This is a genomic window from Streptococcus sp. zg-86, assembly GCF_017639855.1.
GTDB classification, from domain to species: domain Bacteria; phylum Bacillota; class Bacilli; order Lactobacillales; family Streptococcaceae; genus Streptococcus; species Streptococcus zhangguiae.
Window position 1 is genome coordinate 1,034,490 of record NZ_CP072115.1, and the last position, 19,940, is coordinate 1,054,429.

General features: G+C 40.8%; 16 protein-coding genes. 1 reads left to right on the plus strand and 15 read right to left on the minus strand.

Features of this window, described 5'->3' with window-relative positions; translation table 11 throughout:
• Positions 1-956: 956 nt before the first annotated feature.
• The 12 genes from trmFO to J5M87_RS05040 form a co-directional block, all read right to left on the minus strand.
• Positions 957-2,297, minus strand: coding sequence for a methylenetetrahydrofolate--tRNA-(uracil(54)-C(5))-methyltransferase (FADH(2)-oxidizing) TrmFO (gene trmFO / locus J5M87_RS04985; RefSeq protein ID WP_154607911.1), 1,341 nt, complete (start codon positions 2,295-2,297; stop codon positions 957-959).
• A gap of 301 nt (positions 2,298-2,598) precedes the next feature.
• Entirely contained in the window at positions 2,599-4,683 is a 2,085-nt protein-coding gene (gene topA / locus J5M87_RS04990; RefSeq protein WP_154607912.1) for a type I DNA topoisomerase, read from the minus strand.
• A gap of 101 nt (positions 4,684-4,784) precedes the next feature.
• Positions 4,785-5,627, minus strand: a complete 843-nt coding sequence (gene dprA / locus J5M87_RS04995; RefSeq protein ID WP_154607913.1) for a DNA-processing protein DprA — start codon at positions 5,625-5,627, stop codon at positions 4,785-4,787.
• Between the two features lie 470 nt (positions 5,628-6,097).
• Positions 6,098-6,652 carry a sugar O-acetyltransferase gene (locus tag J5M87_RS05000; protein ID WP_154607914.1) on the minus strand — a complete coding sequence of 185 codons (555 nt, stop codon included), beginning with the start codon at positions 6,650-6,652 and terminating at the stop codon, positions 6,098-6,100.
• A complete protein-coding gene (locus J5M87_RS05005; RefSeq protein ID WP_154607915.1) occupies positions 6,639-7,430 on the minus strand; it encodes a ribonuclease HII in 792 nt (263 codons plus the stop codon). Before J5M87_RS05005 ends, J5M87_RS05000 begins: the two co-directional genes overlap by 14 nt.
• Positions 7,417-8,268 carry a ribosome biogenesis GTPase YlqF gene (ylqF, locus tag J5M87_RS05010; RefSeq protein WP_154607916.1) on the minus strand — a complete coding sequence of 284 codons (852 nt, stop codon included), beginning with the start codon at positions 8,266-8,268 and terminating at the stop codon, positions 7,417-7,419. The genes J5M87_RS05005 and ylqF overlap by 14 nt, the downstream gene beginning before the upstream one ends.
• A gap of 540 nt (positions 8,269-8,808) precedes the next feature.
• Positions 8,809-9,747: an alpha/beta hydrolase gene (locus tag J5M87_RS05015; protein ID WP_154607917.1), complete on the minus strand. Its 939-nt coding sequence runs from the start codon at positions 9,745-9,747 to the stop codon at positions 8,809-8,811.
• A gap of 285 nt (positions 9,748-10,032) precedes the next feature.
• A complete protein-coding gene (locus J5M87_RS05020) occupies positions 10,033-10,869 on the minus strand; it encodes an alpha/beta fold hydrolase (RefSeq protein ID WP_154607918.1) in 837 nt (278 codons plus the stop codon).
• An 18-nt stretch (positions 10,870-10,887) separates the two neighbouring features.
• A complete protein-coding gene (locus J5M87_RS05025) occupies positions 10,888-11,886 on the minus strand; it encodes an NADP-dependent oxidoreductase (protein WP_154607919.1) in 999 nt (332 codons plus the stop codon).
• 82 nt (positions 11,887-11,968) lie between these two features.
• Complete coding sequence (locus J5M87_RS05030; RefSeq protein WP_154607920.1) at positions 11,969-12,400, minus strand: Rrf2 family transcriptional regulator; 432 nt, start codon at positions 12,398-12,400, stop codon at positions 11,969-11,971.
• A gap of 129 nt (positions 12,401-12,529) precedes the next feature.
• Positions 12,530-13,300, minus strand: a complete 771-nt coding sequence (locus J5M87_RS05035) for a hypothetical protein (RefSeq protein WP_154607921.1) — start codon at positions 13,298-13,300, stop codon at positions 12,530-12,532.
• A gap of 122 nt (positions 13,301-13,422) precedes the next feature.
• Positions 13,423-13,761, minus strand: a complete 339-nt coding sequence (locus J5M87_RS05040) for an ATP cone domain-containing protein (RefSeq protein WP_067090026.1) — start codon at positions 13,759-13,761, stop codon at positions 13,423-13,425.
• 126 nt (positions 13,762-13,887) lie between these two features.
• Between J5M87_RS05040 and pepF the strand changes: the two genes are divergently transcribed.
• Positions 13,888-15,675, plus strand: a complete 1,788-nt coding sequence (gene pepF / locus J5M87_RS05045) for an oligoendopeptidase F (protein WP_154607922.1) — start codon at positions 13,888-13,890, stop codon at positions 15,673-15,675.
• A gap of 162 nt (positions 15,676-15,837) precedes the next feature.
• On the opposite strand, the gene J5M87_RS05050 is transcribed toward pepF, so the two are convergent.
• The 3 genes from J5M87_RS05050 to glpK are packed head-to-tail and all read right to left on the minus strand — an operon-like array spanning position 15,838 to position 19,939.
• A complete protein-coding gene (locus J5M87_RS05050) occupies positions 15,838-16,545 on the minus strand; it encodes an MIP/aquaporin family protein (RefSeq protein WP_154607923.1) in 708 nt (235 codons plus the stop codon).
• Positions 16,546-16,582: 37 nt separating this feature from the next.
• Complete coding sequence (gene glpO / locus J5M87_RS05055; RefSeq protein ID WP_154607924.1) at positions 16,583-18,409, minus strand: type 1 glycerol-3-phosphate oxidase; 1,827 nt, start codon at positions 18,407-18,409, stop codon at positions 16,583-16,585.
• Positions 18,410-18,424: 15 nt separating this feature from the next.
• A complete protein-coding gene (gene glpK / locus J5M87_RS05060) occupies positions 18,425-19,939 on the minus strand; it encodes a glycerol kinase GlpK (protein ID WP_154607925.1) in 1,515 nt (504 codons plus the stop codon).
• Between the last annotated feature and the right edge of the window lies 1 nt (position 19,940).

Genomic DNA, 19,940 nt, shown 5'->3' on the forward strand with positions numbered 1-19,940 from the left:
TAATATTATAAGATTCAGCTACATCATGCTTACATCTGTAATAACATTGTAACCGTTTTTAATTTTATCCTAAAGCCAAAACTTTGTCAAGAAAAATTTTTATTTTTTCTAAAAGCTGTTCCTCATAGTCTTTTCAACGGAATTGGATGAAAATGCTCTCGACCCAATTTTTCCATCCACACCTCAGCTGTAAACTCTTGTTCCGAAAGACGTATTTTAAATCCAACATCAATATAGGGTTGACATTGTGCCTGCAATCCATTCAAGCTCTGGCAAATTTGTTCTACCGTTTTGGATTTCGTAAGTCCTTACTTAGCAAGAATGATTGCCTTCCATTCTTAGTACTCCATACCTATACTCCCTTAAATGCTGGTGTTGCATCAGCTTGAAGAAAAAGTCTTTTTATTGCCACCATCCTCATGTGCTTTCGGACATCAGCGACTTCCTTCGGAATTCCATGATTCATCTTCGAGTCTAAGGTCTCGAAGATGCCGAGTGACAGAAAACGTTCATTTAATAACGTTTTCTGTCACTTTTAGCACGGCGAAGGTGCCGGTATTGTGCTCACTACGCTCGCAAATTTTCTAACCTTAAAACTACAGAAATTTAAATATCATTATAATGTTTTTCTGAATTGTGAGGTTTGTCTACATTCTGAAATAACTATTTTTTCTTATAAATATCTACTCTTCAAGAAAATGGATTGAACGAAGTGAGCCAAAGGCATATATTCAAAATAGTGGAATGATTAGTAACAGCAAAGTAGTTGCTAGGCATGCATTTTTGAGACCTTAGGCTCAAGATTGCTTTAACAGTCCACTGGACTGTTAGAGGTCGGAAATATAAGGTTGCTTGCGACCGCACTATTTAAGAAAGTATCCTAAAATGCTAACGTTGATTTTAATTGATTATAAGGGAGTATAGTATAAAAAGCCAGGAAAACCTAGCTTTCTAACCTAAGATAAATGCTCCATACACTGGCTCAAGTCTGTCAAGGCACGTTCAGCGATTTTCTCATAGCGTTCTTTTTTATCACGAATGCGAGGACCATCCAACTCTTTGATAATGCCAAAATTAACATTCATCGGTTGGAAATGCTTGCTATCTGCATGAGTGACATAGTGCGGTAAACTGCCGATTGCAGTAGTTTCAGGGAAGATGATTTCTTCTTCATTTTTGAACAAGCGAGCTGCGTTGATACCGGCTACGAGGCCAGACGCCGCAGACTCAACATAGCCTTCAACCCCTGTCATTTGACCAGCAAAGAAGAGCTGCGGATTTTTCTTAGAACGAAAAGTTTGCGTCAAAAGATTGGGCGAATCCATGTAGGAATTGCGGTGCATCACCCCATAGCGAACAAATTCAGCGTTTTCAAGTCCTGGAATCATTTGGAAGACCCGCTTTTGCTCGCCCCATTTCAGATGAGTTTGGAAGCCGACAATATTATACAAGCTGCCTGCGGCATTGTCCTGACGTAGTTGAACGACAGCATAGGGTGTTTTAAATTCTCCATCACGTGGACCGGTATAATCTTCTGGATATTCCAGTCCAACTGGTTTCATTGGTCCATAGAGCATGGTTTTCACACCGCGTTTTGCCATGACCTCAATCGGCATACACCCTTCAAAATACTTTTCTTTTTCAAAGGAATTAAGAGGCGCTTCCTCGGCATTGACAAGAGCATCGTGAAAGGCCATAAACTGTTCCTTGGTCATTGGAGCGTTAAGATAGGCAGCTTCTCCCTTGTCATAGCGGGATTTTAGATAGACCTTGTCCATATCAATCGTATTGACATCAACAATCGGTGCTGCTGCATCATAGAAATAGAAACCAGCTCCACCATTGAAGGCGTGAATTTTCTCTGCCAAGGCATCACTGGTCAGAGGTCCTGTCGCAATGACGGTAATTCCTTCGCTTGGCAATTCTGTGATTTCTTCACGAATAACTTCAATCAGAGGATGTTGGTGCAACTCATCTGTCACCATTTGTGAAAAACCTTCTCGGTCAACAGCCAAAGCACCTCCAGCTGGGACGCGGGTCTGTTCCGCTGCTTTCATAATAATCGAATCCAAACGGCGCATTTCCTCTTTTAAGAGACCGACTGCATTGGTCAAGCTATCGCCACGCAGAGAATTAGAACAAACCAATTCTGCAAAGTGATCTGTCTTATGTTGGGGTGTTGCTTTTACGCCCCGCATTTCATAAAGTTTGACAGGAATTCCCTGTTTTGCAATTTGATAAGCCGCTTCAGAGCCAGCTAAACCAGCTCCAATGACTGTAATATAGGATTGAGACAATAGACTAATACCTCTAAAAATGAATGGAAAAGGAGATTATGCTACCATTCATTTCCCAGATGTGGGGGCTACCCACACCTGAACCTTTCTAATTTGATACTTGTTTATCATAACATAAATTCGATCAAAGACCAATTAAATAGAATAAGCAATATGTTTGATCAAATGATGAAATCAAAAAAATCTACCATAGGATTCCACCTATGGCAGACAAGGTAATCTTTTAAGAAGAACCTGTAAGGTAGATGATCAGTTCTTAGTTTTAATCATTGACCCATTTTTACGATTTAGCGGTTCCTTCTTATTTAATCTTCTTTTCTTCGTAATCACCATTTGGACAGATTACTTGCTTGCCGCCACCGCGTACCTTCTTCTCAACAAGATAATGTTGGCATTTTGGACAATCGCGCCCAATCGGCTTATCCCAGGAAGTAAATTCGCATTCTGGATAGCGATCACAGCCATAAAAAACACGATTGCGCTTGCTTTTACGTTCAATGACCTGACCTTTGTCGCATACTGGGCAGATTACGCCAATTTCTTTTGTAATTTGTTTGGTATTACGGCAATCAGGAAAATTACTACAAGCATAGAATTTGCCAAAACGCCCTAATTTAATCACCATTTCGTGACCACAAACATCACAATCAAAGCCAGCCGGCTCATCCTTGATTTGAATTTTTTCAATTTCCGTTTCAGCCTTGGCTAGTTCAACCTTAAACGGCTGGTAGAAACTATCAATAATCTTCTGCCACTGTTCTTTACCAATTTCAACGTCATCTAGCTTTTGTTCCATCTCAGCTGTAAAGGTAACATTGACAATATCTGGGAAAAATTCGACAATCAAACGATTGACAATTTCACCCAATTCTGTTGGTTCAAATCGCTTGGCCGCTAATTTGACATAATAACGTTTCTGAATCGTATCGATAGTTGGAGCATAGGTTGAGGGACGACCCACTCCATTTTCTTCTAACGTTTTAATCAAGGTCGCTTCCGAATAACGAGCAGGAGGCTGAGTAAAATGCTGTTCTGGCTTGGTCAAGACACGTTGAACTGTGTCGCCAACTGTCATATCTGGCAACATTTTGCTCTTATCTGAGTCATTGTAAACAGCCATATATCCGTCAAATTTTACTTGACTACCATTTGCGGCGAATAACACACCATTTTGGGCGAGCCGTACACTCATGGTATCAAAGATAGCTGCTGTCATTTGACTTGCTACAAAGCGATTCCAGATAAGGGTATAGAGTCGCAACTGATCCTTATCCAAATATTTGGCAATTGATTCCGGAGTTAATTGAACATTAGAAGGACGAATAGCCTCATGTGCATCCTGGGCACCAGACGCATTTTTGACTTTGCTACCGTGCTTAGAATACTTGGTACCAAAACGTTCTGTAATAAAATCTGCTGCCTGTGCCTGAGCGACTGGACTGATTCGAGTTGAATCGGTACGCATATAGGTAATTAAACCTTGCGTTCCACCGGTTCCAAGGCTAACTCCTTCATATAATTGCTGCGCAACCATCATGGTCTTCCGTGTCCGAAAATTGATTTTGTTAGCTGCATCCATTTGCATTGTTGAAGTGGTATATGGCAATGGTGCGTTGCGTTTGCGTTCTTTTCGATCAACTTTTTCAACTAAGAAATCTTCTCCCTTAATACGTGCCAAGACTTCTTTTACCTGTTCATTTGTTTCGAGTTTCAGTTTCTTATCATCTACACCATAGAAACTGGCTTGAAATTTTTTAGTTCCTTTTTTAAAGGTTGCATCAATTGTCCAATATTCTTCCGGTTTGAAATTTCTAATCTCATTTTCACGGTCAATAATTAGTTTTAGGGCTACGGATTGTACACGCCCCGCAGATAGGCCCTTCTTAACCTTCTTCCATAGAATAGGAGAAATAGAATACCCCACGATACGATCTAGAACACGACGTGCTTGCTGGGCATCCACCAAATCATGATTAATCGTTCGTGGCTCTTTAAAAGCATTTTTGACTGCATCTTTTGTAATTTCGTTGAATACGACACGATTTTTGTCCTGCTCGTCTAAACCTAAAATATGAGCCAAATGCCAAGAAATTGCTTCTCCTTCACGATCCGGGTCACTTGCGAGAAAAACTTGTTTGGCCTTTTTAGCTTCTTTTTTTAGGTCATTGATTAGCGGACCTTTTCCACGGATATTGATATACTCTGGTTCATAATTATTTTCAAAATCAATCGACATACTTGATTTTTTTAAATCGCGAATATGTCCGACTGAGGCAACTACCTTATAATTTCGTCCGAGATATTTTTCAATCGTTTTAGCCTTTGCAGGCGATTCCACGATGACGAGATTTTTCTTAGTCGTTGCTTTCTTCTTTGTTGTTACCATATTCTTACCTTTACCATATTCTAAACTTGCATAGCTTCAAAAAGAATATACTATTTTTAGGTAAGTGTCAAGATATTTCTTTTCCTATAGGAAAACGCATTTTAAATTTGATACTCGGAAAGGACATCAAGGCCTGATGTAATGCACTTTGCACCCTCTTGAATCAAATGATGACAACCAGCAGTTTTTCCGTCCAAAATAGATCCTGGAATAGCAAAAACATCTCGTCCTTCTTCTAAAGCTCTCTCACAGGTAATCAAGCTTCCTGACCTCATTTTTGCTTCTGCTACGACAATTCCTTGTGACAAACCTGCAATAATCCGATTACGCTCAGGAAAATGATATTTTAAGGGTGGCGTATCTGCAGCATATTCGGTAAGCAGTAAGTGTTCGCGTGCAAGATAACGCTGTAAAACGGCATTTTCTTTCGGATAATGGACCGCTAGCCCCGATCCGATAACAGCTATTGTCTTACCACCATTTTTTAAAGTAGCCATGTGCGCTGCTGTATCAATTCCCCTAGCTAAACCACTGACAATGACAAAACGGTTGTTCAATTCGCTGATGATTTTTTTGATTGACTGAGTACCCATTGAACTTGCTGAACGGGCTCCAACTACTCCAAGTTTAGGATGTTCCAACAAACTAAGATCTCCCTGATAAAACAGCAAAACCGGTGGGTTATACATCTGTTTTAGCTCTAATGGATAAATCTCATCTAAAATGGAAAAAGAAGGAAAGCGATTAAACTCCTCTCGACATCTTTTGAGATCCAGCTGTTTATATTTTTCGATGAATATGACAGGATTTTTACACGTGGAGTAAAGAGCTATTGATTTAAGCGATAATGATTTTTTATGACTATCTTGAGTCGCCAATACCTTATGGATTTGCAGATTCGTCAATCCTGCTTTTTTTAATGTAAATAATTCAAAGTTATTCATTTTTTCACCTCTCCTTTTTTATTCGTAAAAAAATTTATTTTTCTGTATAAATTATTCATATTTTTCAAAAAGAAAAAATCCTAGCATCGTATGCTAAGATTTTTTGGTAACCTCAAGTAATGCTAATCAAATTAGCCTCAGCTTGAAGAAAAAGCCTTTTTATTGCCACCGTCCTCATGTGCTTTCGGATATCAGCGACTTCCTTCGTAGTAAAATAATCCAGTGGATTATTTTAGCCCGAGCCCAGAAACAAAGGAGCGAGGATAATCGATTTCAACGAAATCACGACTTCTGTCTCACTCCCACTTTTAGCACGGCGGAGGTGCGGTATTGTGCTCGCAAATTTTCTAACTTTAAAACCACAGAAACTTAAATATAGTTGTAATATTTTTCTGAATTGTGAGGTTTGTCTACATTCTGATGCTAATCAAATTAGCCTAGTTCTTTCTAGAATCACACAATCGAGGGCTTTAGGGAAAGTCAAGTGTCTGGATAATACGAGCAGGATTACCCGCTAGGACAAGATTATCTCCAAAAGATTTGGTCACAACAGAACCAGCACCCACGACAACGTTATTCCCTAAAGAAACGCCTGGGAGAATCGTCACACCACCACCAGCCCAGAAATTGTCTCCAATTGTAATTGGTTTGCCATATTCCATACCTGAAATCCGTTCGTTTGCCTCCAAGGGATGAAGCGGAGTAAGAAGTTGTACATTGGGGCCTAACATGGCATTATCACCAATCCTAATCGGACAAACATCTAAAAATGTGCAGTTGAAATTAGCGTAAAAATTTTCTCCTACGTAAATATGACAACCATAGTCACAAGCAAAATCTGGCTCAATATAAATCTGATTACCAGTGCTCCCAAACCATAATTTAAGCAATTCGCTCCGTTTTGTACTATCTAATTCTTGATTAAATTCCATGCGATAGCGACGTGCCAAGCTGCGTAACTGGACTAATTCTGCATCGCTAGCATCGTATAGTTTGCTCGCTAGCATTTTTTCACGTTCTGTCATATTTGCTCCCTTTCTTCTTAAGCATTGATTTAATCGGTTCAAAGCTCTTACGATGAATGGGGGTCACACCTTTTTCATGCAGGCCTTCCAAGTGTTTGGCGGTTCCATAACCTGCGTTTTTAGCAAAATCATATCCTGGATACTTCGCCTCAAACTCAGCCATCAAGCAATCTCTTGTCACCTTTGCGACAATGCTAGCAGCAGCGATGGACAGGCTGTTGGCATCTCCTTTGATAATAGAGGTCTGTGCAATCGGCGTATTCAATCTCATTGCGTCAATCAGCAAATGCTGTGGACGAACAGCTAATTGCTCTAAAGCCTCAAGCATGGCTAACTTGGTCGCTTCGTAGATATTTACTTGGTCAATGACTTGACTGTCCTTAATTCCAATTCCTACTGCTACTGCCTGATCCATGATTTCTTCATAAATGGCTTGGTGTTTACTTTTGGGAATTTTTTTTGAATCATTTAAAAAGCGAATTTTACAACCCTTTGGCAATATAACGGCAGCTGCTACAACAGGACCTGCTAAGGGGCCACGACCGACCTCATCAATGCCTGCAATCAATTCAATTCCTTGCGCATACAAGTTTTTTTCATAGGAAAGCATGTGCTCTAAACGAGCATCTTCTGCTTCTTCTGCCAGAAAATCCTTGTGTTTCTTCTGGAGTAGGGCTTGCACTCCTGCCCGAGTATCCTTAGCCAGTTCCTCTAAACGCGTGTCCTCTTTATCTGTGATGGTCTCAAGGAGGTCTTTTATTTCCTTAATCGTTGCCATCTTCATCACCAACTGTATCAAGGGTATAGAGACCTAATTTACCATCTCTTACTTCTTTCACAAACAAGGTATAAAAGCGGTCATAGTCCTCACGGAAACCAAGTTTTTTCGTCATATCCATGATGATTTCAGGGGCTTCATCCTCCAGATTCATCTGCTTAAAGCGTTCTTTCAAGGCTGCTGGATAATGTGTCTTGAAATAATTCAATCCGAATATCGTGACCTCGTCCATTGGTAGAAGATTATCCTTAATCGCCCCAGTCAAAGCCAATTTGAGAGCTACTTGCTCATCTTCAAATTTTGGCCATAAAATCCCCGGTGTATCAAGGATTTCCAAATCTTTATTGGACTTGAGCCACTGCTGCCCCTTGGTAACTCCGGGTTTATTGCCAACTATCGCAATTTTCTTACCAGCCAAGCGATTCATCAGCGTCGATTTTCCTGCATTGGGAATCCCAATAATCATAGTACGCAAGGTTTCAATCTGAATCCCTCGTTCTTTTTGACGTTCGATTTTTTCACGCATCAATTTTTTGGCGGCTTCTGTTACTTTTTTGACGGTAGATTGTTCCTTGGAATTGACAGTCAAGGTTGGAATGCCTTGTGCTTCAAAATAAGCTTGCCATTCCTTGGTCGCCACTGGGTCTGCTAAATCTGCCTTGTTTAAAATCAATAATTTTGGCTTGTCCCCCACAATCTTTGTCAACATCGGATTTTGGCTCGATAAGGGCAATCGTGCATCCACCAATATCGTTACAAAATCAACAAATTTAAGATTTTCCTGCACCTGCCGTCTTGCTTTAGACATGTGGCCTGGAAACCATTGAATAGTAGCCATGAGTTTATATTTCCTTTCCTAGTACTTTTTAGAAATCAGCTCTCATTCACAAGCATTTTGTAAATAGAGATTTTCTTATCTTACCAAGCTATTTCAAAGCCTAGTCCCCATACAATATCATGAATAATCTTTATTTTACCATAATTTGGTCTATTTTTTCTCACTGTCTCTCTAAAAGTTTAAGAACATTCATGATGTCTCAGAATGTAGACAAGCCTCACAATTCAGAAAAACAGTACAATAATATTTAAATTTCTGTAGTTTCAAGGTTAGAAAATTTGCGAGCGTAGCGAGCACAATACCGCCCCCTCCGCCGTGCTAAAAGTGGGAATGAGACAGAAGCCGTGATTTCGTTGAAATCGATTATCCTCGCTCCTTTGTTTCTGGGTTCGGGCTAAAATAATCCACTGGATTATTTTAGCCCGAAGGAAGTTGCTGATGTCCGAAAGCACATGAGGATGGTGGCAATAAAAAGACTTTTTCTTCAAGCTGAAAAAATCCTCTCAGCCAATTTGAGAAGATTTATAAATATATTTGGAACTATGCCCACCTACCTTTTTCTTCTAATGGTAGGGAAAAGCGTTTTTGGAGCCAAATATCAGCCGAGGTAATCCATTCAGCTGCGATAGGATTGAGGTCTGTTTTCGCTGTTGCAGTAGCTTGAGTAGCTAAAGCTAACGCATGATTCCCCTCTTCATAGATATGAATTTCAAATGGAACGCCTGCATCAGCTAAAGCAGTAGCCATACGGGTAGAATGTCCTACTGGAACAAGCTTGTCACCTGCTGTTGCCCAAATAAAAGTTGGTGGCGTCGAATGACTCACTAATCTTGCGGCACTTACTTCTGCTAGTTCTTCATCACTTGGTTCTTCTTGTCCAAAAAAGGCAAGGTTAGATAATTTAAAAAGACTTTGTGCGACATCATCTTGATAGCGAACAGACTCTTTCATATAGAGATAATCTGAAATCGGATAACCGGCGATAACTGCTGCTGGCCTGATCTTTTTAACTTCAAAAGTATCTGTAATCACCGGTTTATCATAATGAACAGCATAATTCAGGACATTGTGACCTCCGGCTGAGAAGCCACAAAGCACTATTTTTTCTGCATCAACGAACCATTCATCTGCATGATTATAAATAACCGTCATGGCATGAGCTATATCACGAATTGCAGCAGGATATTGACACTCTTTCCGTGGTTCAAATGTTTCGCCTTGTAACAAACGCTCAAATCCATTTGGTGTATCAAAAAAAACATGATAACGTAGAACAAAGGCGTGATATCCCATCGCAGCAAAACGTAAGGCTATAGGCTCTGCCTCTCTAGCCGAACAGTTTAAATAAGCCCCACCTGGACAAATTAAGACTGCTGGTCTTTTTTTACCAGATAACAATTCCTGTGACTCATCTAAAATATAAGTTGTTAGCGATACATGTTCATCATTTGCATCCAAAGGAATTTTTTGAATAAGCATATTAGACCTCCTTGTGTCTATTCTTTATGCACAGTATACTGCTAAATCAAATAGATTACAAGAAATTTTTTATTGTCAAAGACTATTCATTTCATAGATAAATACTTATACTACAAACTAATTTATGTAAATACAAAAAGGACTAGAACCTGTTACAGTAGACAGCAATGAACCAACCTACTAACAGGAGCTAATTCCATGATTTATTTTAAAACAATTCTTATCAAAGAGCCTAGCATCATCTGATTTTCCAAAAAAACGGTAACCAAAATAGCTTCAGACATCTTAGGCCTCCAAAAATGCTAGCAATTCTTTGGAAAATTCATCTGCGTATTGGAAGATAGAACCGTGCCCTGCCTTAGGATAAATGATTAACTTACTTCCTGCAACCTTCTCATGCATGACATACGAATTTTCTGTCGGAACCTGCATATCCTTTTCCCCATTAACAATCAGTGTAGGCTGGGTAATATAGCGCATATCGTCTTTAGCAGACTTGCCCCAGCGTTTGATTGCCTTTAATTGTGTCAAGAAACCAGGAATATTCATATCCTTGTCTGTATGTTCAGCCCTTCTCATGCCCATACGCCCTAACACCTTATTGGCTTCGATTTTTCCTTCTTCATCATGATTATAGAAGATATAGCGTTTGGGATCAATGCGCTCTAGTCCTGCTTTTAGCATGTAACGGAAGGTTTTGCCCGTCACCCTATCCATCTCAAGTCCACCACGGGGACCTGTTCCAGCTAGGATTAAGCGATTGACCGTGCCACCTTTGATGCGGACAATTTCTTGCGCAATCATACCTCCCATAGATAAACCAAGGAGGTTAATCCGCTCATGGCCTAATGTCTTTAAGATTTCAATCGCTTGTTCTGCCATTCCTGGTATAGTCGGGGCTACTTTTCCTTGACTGGCTCCAACACCAGGAAGGTCTACTACGATGACATGCTGTTTTTCAGCTAGTAGATCCAGTAACTTGGGATCCCAATTATCCAAAGTCGCTGCCAAATGCACTAACATGACCAAAGGAATAGCTGACTTTCCTTGCCCAAGCTCACGATAGGCAATCTGCTGACCTGCGACTGTCACGTATTGATTTTTTGTGGTGATGTAAGACATGTAATTCTCCTATATTTTCTAAAAACTAAGGACTGTTTTTCCGCGAGAGCGACCATTAGCGACCTTATCCAGAGCTGCATTCACTTCCTCAAATGGATAGACCGTATCAATAGAAGGTTTGATTTGCAGTTTGCTGAAAATATCTGCGACTTCTTGTAGCTGTTCCCCATTGCTTTCAACAAAGATGAAATGGTAGTGCACACCGTACTTGACTGCCATTTTATCAAACTTACGTCCAACTTGCTGTAATAAAATTTGCTTCCATTTTGGTAGATTCATGCGTTTGGCAAAGTCCCCATTTGGCATCGCTCGAAGGGAAACTAAGTGCCCACCCTTTTTCATAATTGACATTTGCTTTTCAGTCTCTGCTCCGCCAAGGGTGTCCAAAACGTAATCCACATCTTTCACGGTTTCGGTATAATCTTCTGTCTTGTAATCAATGAAACGATCTGCTCCTAGAGCCAAGACACGCTCTCCATTTACTCCGTCACCATTAGTGATAACGGTTAAGCCCTTAGCTTTCGCAATTGGAATAGCCATACCACCAACACCTCCTGTGCCTCCAGAGATGAAAATAGTCTTACCTGCCTGTGCCTTCATCAAATCCAAGGCCTGCATAATGGTCAATGCTGTGAGCGGAACCGCAGCTGCTTCCACATCTGTCAAATAATCTGGTACCTTAGCCAATGCTTGAACCTCAACTGCTACGTATTCAGCAAAAGCACCGATGTTATCGAGAGGAAGACGACCAAAAACACGATCTCCAACTGCAAATTTCGTCACATTAGATCCTACTTCTTCTACCAAGCCAACCACTTCATTTCCAGCAGTTTGTGGTAGCTTATAAGGAACAATCATCTTGACTTCTCCACGTGAAATCATATTATCGAGCGGATTGACTCCTGCTGCTGTTACCTTAATAAGAACTTGATTGCTAGTAATCGACGGTTTAGCAATTTCAGTTACGCTTAGTGTAATATTCTGTTTATCATAGCTTGTGTGTTGTGCTGCTTTCATGTTTTTCTCTTTTCTATTCTCTCTGTTTGTATTTGTATCAATTACAGGTATATCTAATGTCTAAGAAAATCTGACACACAGGTCAGATACGGCTTTTCTTTGCGATTTGATAAAGGTTATCAATCACATTGTCGAGGGTTTGATGAGCTAAATCTGCTTCCAATTGTTTTTCAACACTGGCAAAAATCGGGGTCATTGCACCCTCGATATGCTGACCAACTGGACAGTCTTGATTGGCATGTTGATGAATTTGAAAAAGACGGATATGGTCTACTTCCTGAGTAGCCAAATAAATCTCCAATAAGGATATTTCCTTAGGGTTCTTGCTCAACTGATAGCCTGAGCGACCTTGCTGGGACGTAATTAGCCCTGCGTTTTTCAAGAGCGCAATGACCTTACGGATATAGCTTGCATTGGTTCCAACACTCACAGCCAAGGCCTGCGAACTCAAGACTTCCTTACTTTCACTAATCATCGTTAAAATATGGAGTGCAACAGAAAATTTTGTATCCATAGTGACTCCTTTCTGTTCTTGTATTCGTTACAAGAACAAGTTTAGCATAAGAAAATCAACTTGGCAAGTCTTTTGCTCGATTTTTTCAAAAATATCGAGCAATCTATCAAGAAAATTCCTGAAAATCAACTACAGGGATGTTTTCTGCCCATTTTCAACATAGGTCAAGGTCTGATCAATTTGATAGGCATGAACTGCTGAGGCATGGGAAATCAGTTGATGATTTAGCTTAGGGGCAATCGTCTTGTAAAATTCTTCTCTGGCTTCTTGATTTCTAAAACCAATAATGACGGAGGCATGTAGGTGTTCTGCTTTGGGATTGTCATGAGCAACGTTTGGTGTATCCCAAGTCGCCTTGTTCCAAGGCATGTAGACTTGAGAGCGTGTTTCCGTTACTCCAGCTACTTTTGAAATTTCAGGAGCGAAACTGTCGTTGATAAATTTTTTAAAGGAAGCACTGCTGACCCCTTCTTTTCGACGGATGTAAAGGACATCTCGTAGCTGACTACCTGACTGCTCAGCAGTTTTAAACCATCTGGACGAAAAGGGAAAGCCCATGTGCATCAGTGTCCGACGAAAGACATTTACTTCGTCTTTAAAAGCCAAGGCGGTTTGATGACGACCTACAACTGGTGACAACAGATTGTCAAAGGTGACTTCTGCAATGCCATCTATCCGGCGGTCAGGTGAAATACTTGTTTCAAGACCAGCTGTACCTGGCCAAAAACTATGTTGGGTTTCACTAAGATGTTGTTGGCGGTATTCTGACAGCCCTGGTGAGGCGGCAATAATCTGTGAATGTGGGCCAGACCAATAGTCCATTCCCTCTTGCCGAGGCTTGTCCTCTCTCATCCAAAGTAAAATAGATACCGAAAATTTTTTGTCGTATTCTTTTGTCATGGTTTTCTCCTCTTTGTTGTTGTATCAATTACAAGAACAAGTTTAGCATAAGAAAATCAACTTGGCAAGTCTTTTGCTCGATTTGTAAAAAATAAAAAGCCATCGATAGATAGCTTTCTTGATTATCGTACTTGCTCAAAGCGCAGATGTACATTGATACGATCTCCGTAACCATTGCGTTCAAGGTCACGCTGGAGGCGGTAAGAAATATAGTGCTCTGCAATGGTAATGTAGCCTGCATCAATCAAACGGTGTTCAACTTGTGATTGTACCATGCTGATGGTTGGACGCTCCGTATGAGCTTCTTCCAAGTCTAGAACGACTTTTTTAGTGACTTGAGCCAAATTTTGGCGCCAAGTGTCATCGATGACATAGACAGTACGAGCAGCTTTTATAATCGCTTGGTAAATTTTTTCTGGATCAAAGTCAACGACTTCTCCACTACGTTTAATGACTTGCATAAAAAGCTCCTTTCTTTCGGTTTTCAAACCCTTCTCTACTCCTATTATCCAAGTATTATGGAAATTTGTCAAGTTTTTTTCCTGAATATGGTATAATATTTTCAGTATAAAAAAAGGAGAAATGAAATGACAAATGCCATGCCAAAACGTCAAGAAATTGATGTACAGTTAACATGGGATACTTCCCTAATGTATCCTTCTCATCAGGCTTACCAAGAAGGTCTTGCTGCTTACAAAACGCAAGTTGAACAATTTGAAAAAGCCTACAAAGACAACTTGACTTCTCTTGAAGTGATTATCAAGGCTCTTAAAGAATATGAAACGCTTCGTGCTATCGATAGTAATTTAAGCCACTATGCCTTTTTAAATCTTGATGTCGACAAGATGAATCCAGAGCTGGCTTCGCTTGCCAATGAATACCAGGTAACCATTGCTTCAACTTTTCCAAAAATCGCATTTTTACCTACCCAACTTGCCCTACTGGATGAAGCATTGTTACAGGAAGTAAGTGCTACTCAACCACAATGGACCAGTTTTATCAATGATATTTTACGACAAAAACCGCATCAATTACACCCATTGCAAGAAGAATTGTTAGCAAATTTTGCTCCAACATTTGGCCAACCTTACCGTAATTATGAGACAACAAAATTTGAAGATATGACCTTTGACGATATCGAGGTAAATGGTCAAACATATGGGAATAGCTATGTACTTTTTGAAAATGATTATGAAATTAGCCATGATACGGAGCTTCGTCGCAAGGCAGCTGAAGGCTTTTACTCTACCCTTCGTAAGTATAAGAATACAACGGCAGCTGATTATCTCTCACACATCAAAAATGAACAAATTGAAGCGAAATTACGTGGCTTTGATTCAACGATTGATTATCTATTGTTCAGTCAAAATGTTTCGCGGGATTTATTTGACCGTCAAATTGACGTGATTATGAACGAACTAGCACCCCACATGCGCCGCTATGTCAAATTAGTTGCTAAAGCACACGGTCTAGAAAAAATTACCCATGCAGACTTAAAAATCAGTCTTCCTTCAGATTTCAACCAACGGATTACTCCAGAAGAATCCAAACAATTCTTGATTGACTGTCTCGGTATCTTGGGTGAGGACTATATCAAGATGATTGAACAGGCCTTTGATGAGCGCTGGATTGACTTTGCTCAAAATGAAGGCAAAGCAACTGGTGGCTATTGTGCAACCCTTTACGATGGACCTTCTTACATCCTCCTATCTTGGACAGGTTTGATGAACGAGGTCTTGGTACTCGCACATGAACTAGGGCACGCCGGTCATTTCCAATTAGCGAAAAAGCAAAGTATTCTGAACTATGATCCGTCACTCTACTTTATCGAAGCTCCTTCTACTGCAAATGAAGTCTTGACTTGCAATACCCTCTTGAAACAAAATCAAGATCCAGATTTCCAAGCCTACCTCATCAGCGAGTTGATTAGCCGTACCTACTTCCACAATATGGTCACTCACCTATTGGAAGCAGCATTCCAACGAGAAGTTTACACTCGTTTGGACAATGATGAATACCTCAATGGTGATATTCTCTGCCAAATTAAATTAGATGTGATCAAGGCCTTCTGGGGCGACGACTTTGAAATCGGAGAAGATGCAGGGCTTATTTGGATGCGCCAGCCACATTACTACATTGGCCTCTATCCGTATACCTACTCAGCAGGTCTCACGATTGGTACAGCCATGGCCAAACAGCTTGAGGAAAATCCAGAAGCAGTTGTCGAAAAATGGCTTGAAACCCTTTCATTAGGTGCTAGCTTGTCTGCTCAAGAATTGGCTCAACATGCTGGGGTGGATGTGTCAACTGACAAACCGTTGAAAGAGACTATTGCCTATATTGGCTCCTTGGTTGATAAATTAGAAAAATTATAGTGAATTGAATAAAGGTTAGGACATCGTTAAGTCGCTTTGATGAACGCCAGTTCTATCTGCAGCTCCTTGCCTTTTCCTATTCCTTTCTCAATCCACTATAGTATAAAAACAAGAACTGCCTCAGTTTTTCAGCTGAGACAGTTTTTTGTATTTTCTAAGGAATTAGAAAGCTAGTCCGTAAAAGATTGCTGCAAGTAAACCTCCGATGATTGGGCCAATAACTGGTACAAGTGCATAGCCCCAATCGGAATCACCTTTGTGTTTCAATGGAAGAATAGCGTGCATGATACGAGGTCCGAGGTCACGCGCTGGATTCAAGGCATATCCTGTTGGACCACCAAGAGATACTCCAAGAGAAACAATCAAAGCTCCAACAGTCAAGGTACCAAGACCAGCTGGCATATCATAGTTGCCAAAAGCAAGTAAGCCAAGTACAAGAACGAAAGTACCGATTGCTTCACTGATTGTATTGGTTACAGTGTTGCGGATTGCAGGGCCTGTAGAGAAAGTCGCAAGCACTGCTCCAGTATCTTCTGTCGCATCATAATGATCCTTGTACATCAAGTACACCAAGATACTTCCGATAAAGGCTCCGATAAATTGTGCACCGATATAAGGAAGGACTGAACTCCAAGGAAGATTGCCTGCATAAGCCATTGCAATCGATACAGCAGGGTTCAAGTGAGCAGGGCCTAATACGCCACTCACAAAGGCTGCCATTGCAACTGCAAGTCCCCAACCAATTGTAATCACAATCCAACCAGCATCTTTACTCTTACTCTTATCAAGTACCACACCTGCAACAACACCATTCCCCAATAAGATGAGTAAGGCTGTTCCAATTACTTCACCTAATAATTCTTTTGCCATAATAGCTCCTTTTCTATGTTTTATTAATTAAAGTTTCCTAATTTTTCAAGTAAGCCAAGTCATTCTTGACCAAGGTTTCATCCAATAAGGCCCGTTGCGCTGCTTGTTCTTCCTCAGACCAGTCGTAGTAAGCTGCCATTTCAAGCAGGACATCATCGACAATACTATCCAACTGCTCCCGCATAAAGAGCATATAATTTGTCCGACGGAGAAGATAGTCAACAGCTGTCAAGGTCATTTCTTCTTTCATGGCATAATGTAGTGACAATAAATCACGCTGATTGAGCTGGCTAACTGCTTCTACTTTATGGTTCAAGGCAAAGACTTTCGGTGCATTTGAACCATATAAATTCGCAAGATAGAGCGCATCATCGTAGTGCAAGCCTTTTTTCACACCTAATTGTGCCAAATGCTCAATTTCTTCTGCTACATTAGCTGGATTTAATTCTCCGCCTGAGACAGGATAGGTTTTTGAATTAATCAATCTGAATTTGCGACCGTGCTCTGTTTCGAGGATTTCTGCCACTTTTTCAAGTGCTCCTTCAGCCATTTTACGGAAATCAGTAATTTTTCCTCCAGCTAGAGTCAACAAACCATTATCATCACGGTCAAGCGATGAGCCACGAGAAACTGCTGACGGATCCAAGGTCTTTTCAGATACGCTGCCTTCTAGTTGTGTCAAATCGTGTTCGACATCATCGCGTGATTTTTCATGATTGAGATAGGCTTTGACCGTATCAATCAGGTTGTTAAAACTATCATCACTCAGTTTACCATTGTTTCCACCATTGTAATCTGAAGCGCCATTTCCAGACAATAATGGACGGAGTCCTGCCCAACCACTTTCAATATCGTCAATGGTTAAGTTTGCTTCTGGGAAACGATTATTGACAATAGCAAGCAAGTAGTCAACATCTTCTTGGGTTACCGTTGGATTTGCCAAATCACCTGTGTAATCTGTATCCGTTGTTCCAAAGTAGGTCTTGTTTTCACGAGGAAGGACAAAGACCATACGACCATCTGCCTCTCCTGTATCAAAGTAAGTTGGTTGAGGAACAGATAAGCGAGCACTATCTACAACTAAATGCACTCCTTTTGTCGGTCTCATCTGGAATACACCACTACCTTCACCACCGAGATTGCGAACTTCATCACTCCATGGACCAGTTGTATTGATAACGAGTCGGGCACGAATTTCAAAGCTGGTATCTGTCAAAAGGTCACGAGCTACAATTCCTACGACCTTATCATTCTCATCCTTAATAAAGCGCTCCGCTTTGACACGGCTCGCAATCAAAGCTCCGTCTTTAGCTGCACGTTTGATATTTTCAATGACAAGACGGGCATCGTTATTGCGGAAGTCAAGGTAAACACCACCACCGACAAGACCTTCTTGTTTCAAGTGAGGCTCACGCTCTAACACCTCTTCTTTTGTTAAAACCTTATTAGCCAAATCTGTATTGTTCACCCCAGCTAGGAGGTCATACAAGTCCATCGCAACTTTTAGGCGGAACATACTAAAAGTGGAACCTTCTTCATCATAGACAGGAAGGAGCATTGGGTCTGGTTTTGGAATGTGAGGGGCAATTTGTTGCACAACTGCACGTTCTGATACCGTATCCGAGACAACTTCCACATCAAATTGTTTCAAGTAACGCAAGCCACCGTGAACCAATTTTGTCGAACGGCTACTGGTCCCTTCAGCGAAATCTTGCATTTCGATTAAGGCTGTCTCCATTCCACTTGCCGCTGCTTGAATAGCGACACCTGCACCAGTTATGCCGCCTCCGATAACCAGCAGATCAAGCTGTCTATCCTGCATTTTTTCAATGGCTAATCGTCTTGTTTCTTTTGAAAATTCCATTTTATACTCTCTTTTCTATTCTTCTTCATCTATTTCAGCAAATAATTGAGTTGCTGCAACAGCTTTCTTCCAACCTTTGTACAATTGTTCTTTACGCGCATCGTTCATGGCTGGCTGGAAGGATTGACCAACGGCATTCAGAGTCTTTAATTCCTCCAAATCTTTCCAGAAGCCAACTGCTAGACCTGCAAGAAAGGCTGCGCCAAGGGCTGTTGTTTCCAAGTTTTTAGCCCGTGCAATTTCAATGCCCAAAATATCTGCTTGGAACTGCATGAGCAAGCTATTCATTGCTGCACCACCGTCTACTTTCAAGACAGAAATTGGCATACCAGAGTCAATTTGCATCACATCAATGACATCACGAACTTGGTAGGCAATGGATTGGAGCGTTGCTTTGACAAAATCTTCTTTTGTTGTTCCACGTGTCAAACCAAAGACAGAGCCTCGTGCATCTGAATTCCAATAAGGTGCTCCAAGACCTGTGAAGGCTGGGACTACATAGACTTCATCATTGCTGGTAGACTTGCGCGCTAATTCTTCAGATTCAGGAGATTCTTTGACCATGCGCATACCGTCACGCAACCATTGAACAGCACTACCTGCGATAAAGACTGAACCTTCAAGAGCATAGTAGACCTTGCCATTGATACCATAACCAATTGTTGTCAAGAGGCTATTTTCAGATAGCTGCATCTCTTCGCCTGTATTCATGACAATGAAGGAACCTGTACCATAGGTATTTTTTACCATACCAGGTTCAAAGGCCAATTGTCCAAAGAGGGCTGCTTGCTGGTCACCTGCCATACCTGAAATCGGAACTTCTGCCCCATAAAAATGGAATGGAGCTGTCTTACCATAAATTTCTGAGTTAGACTTGACTTCTGGCAAGATAGCTTTTGGAATGTTCAAGAGGGCAAGAATTTCATCATCCCATTTGAGTTCCTTGATGTTGTAAAGCATGGTACGCGCTGCATTGGAATAATCTGTGACATGGCAACGACCGTTTGTCAATTTCCAAACAAGCCAAGTATCAATTGTTCCAAAGAGCAACTCGCCCTTTTCAGCTCGTTCTTGTGCACCAGGAACCTGATCCAAAATCCAACGAACCTTGGTTGCTGAGAAATAGGCATCGATAACAAGACCAGTCTTCTTGTGAATCATGTCTGAGTAACCGTCATGTTTTAATTGATCAGCAATATGAGCTGTCTGACGAGATTGCCATACAATTGCATTATAAATAGGAAGACCAGTTTCCTTATCCCATACAACGGTTGTTTCACGTTGGTTGGTGATTCCAATCCCTTCGATTTGAGCAGGATTGATACCACTTTCGATAAAGGCACCAGCAATGACAGACTGGACTGAGTTCCAAATTTGATTGGCATTATGCTCTACCCAACCTGGCTTTGGAAAAATTTGCGGAAATTCCTTCTGGTAGCTACCAACTTTTTCTCCCTTTTTATTGAAGATAATGGCACGCGAGCTTGTCGTACCTTGGTCAATGGCCATAATGTATTTTTCTTGTGTCATA

Coding starts and splice junctions, on each gene's coding strand:
- topA (WP_154607912.1), bottom strand. CDS start 4,683: ATGGTAACAACAAAGAAGAAAGCAACGACTAAGAAAAATCTCGTCATC.
- dprA (WP_154607913.1), bottom strand. CDS start 5,627: ATGAATAACTTTGAATTATTTACATTAAAAAAAGCAGGATTGACGAAT.
- J5M87_RS05000 (WP_154607914.1), bottom strand. CDS start 6,652: ATGACAGAACGTGAAAAAATGCTAGCGAGCAAACTATACGATGCTAGC.
- J5M87_RS05005 (WP_154607915.1), bottom strand. CDS start 7,430: ATGGCAACGATTAAGGAAATAAAAGACCTCCTTGAGACCATCACAGAT.
- ylqF (WP_154607916.1), bottom strand. CDS start 8,268: ATGGCTACTATTCAATGGTTTCCAGGCCACATGTCTAAAGCAAGACGG.
- J5M87_RS05015 (WP_154607917.1), bottom strand. CDS start 9,747: ATGCTTATTCAAAAAATTCCTTTGGATGCAAATGATGAACATGTATCG.
- J5M87_RS05020 (WP_154607918.1), bottom strand. CDS start 10,869: ATGTCTTACATCACCACAAAAAATCAATACGTGACAGTCGCAGGTCAG.
- J5M87_RS05025 (WP_154607919.1), bottom strand. CDS start 11,886: ATGAAAGCAGCACAACACACAAGCTATGATAAACAGAATATTACACTA.
- J5M87_RS05030 (WP_154607920.1), bottom strand. CDS start 12,400: ATGGATACAAAATTTTCTGTTGCACTCCATATTTTAACGATGATTAGT.
- J5M87_RS05035 (WP_154607921.1), bottom strand. CDS start 13,300: ATGACAAAAGAATACGACAAAAAATTTTCGGTATCTATTTTACTTTGG.
- J5M87_RS05040 (WP_067090026.1), bottom strand. CDS start 13,761: ATGCAAGTCATTAAACGTAGTGGAGAAGTCGTTGACTTTGATCCAGAA.
- pepF (WP_154607922.1), top strand. CDS start 13,888: ATGACAAATGCCATGCCAAAACGTCAAGAAATTGATGTACAGTTAACA.
- J5M87_RS05050 (WP_154607923.1), bottom strand. CDS start 16,545: ATGGCAAAAGAATTATTAGGTGAAGTAATTGGAACAGCCTTACTCATC.
- glpO (WP_154607924.1), bottom strand. CDS start 18,409: ATGGAATTTTCAAAAGAAACAAGACGATTAGCCATTGAAAAAATGCAG.
- glpK (WP_154607925.1), bottom strand. CDS start 19,939: ATGACACAAGAAAAATACATTATGGCCATTGACCAAGGTACGACAAGC.